1 pseudogene is annotated in these 855 nt (G+C 70.6%); it reads left to right on the top strand.

The features are described from left to right. Window positions 1-855, top strand: a pseudogene (locus JHD07_RS38850) (DNA mismatch repair protein MutS); the annotation flags it as partial.

Raw genomic sequence — 855 nt, 5'->3', positions numbered from 1 at the left:
CGATCGACTGCACGGTCACCTCGGCCGGCTCGCGCCTGCTGGCGCAACGCTTGGCAGCACCGCTGACGGATGCGCCGGCGATCGCCCGGCGGCTGGACGCGGTCGGCGCCTTCGTTGCCGATTCAGCCGCGCGCGAGGACATCCGCAGCATCCTGCGCGGCGCGCCCGACATGTCGCGGGCACTGGCCCGCCTCTCGGTCGGCCGCGGCGGACCGCGCGACCTCGCCGGCATCCGCGACGGCATCATCGCCGCCGACCAGGTACTGACGCGGCTCTCAGAGCTCGATCAACCGCCGCAGGAGATCGCCGCAGTGATGGCGGCGCTACAGCGGCCGTCGCGGGCGCTCGCAGCCGAATTCGCCGGTGCGCTCGACGAGCAGCTGCCGCTGATCAAGCGCGACGGCGGCTTCGTGCGCCAGGGCTACGAGCCGGCGCTGGACGAAGCGCGGAATCTGCGCGACGCCTCGCGCCTCGTGGTCGCCTCGATGCAGGCGCGCTACGCGGACGCGACCGGCGTCAAGGGCCTCAAGATCCGCCACAACAACGTGCTCGGCTATTTCGTCGAGGTCACCGCGCAGCACGGCGACAAGCTGATGTCGGCGCCGCTGAACGCCACCTTCATTCATCGCCAGACGCTGGCCGGCCAGGTCCGCTTCACGACGTCCGAGCTCGGCGAGATCGAGGCCAAGATCGCCAATGCCGGCGACCGCGCGCTCGGCCTCGAGCTCGAGATCTTCGAGCGGCTCTGCGCCAAGGCGCTCGCGATCAGCGACGACCTTCGTGCTGCGGCGCAAGGCTTTGCGCTGCTCGACGTCGCGACGTCGCTGGCCAAGCTCGCCATCGACGACAATTATG

Source organism: Bradyrhizobium sp., from assembly GCF_016462955.1.
Lineage (GTDB): Bacteria > Pseudomonadota > Alphaproteobacteria > Rhizobiales > Xanthobacteraceae > Bradyrhizobium.
Note: the sequence above shows the minus strand (reverse complement) of the source record. Positions and strands in the feature narration are given on the sequence as shown.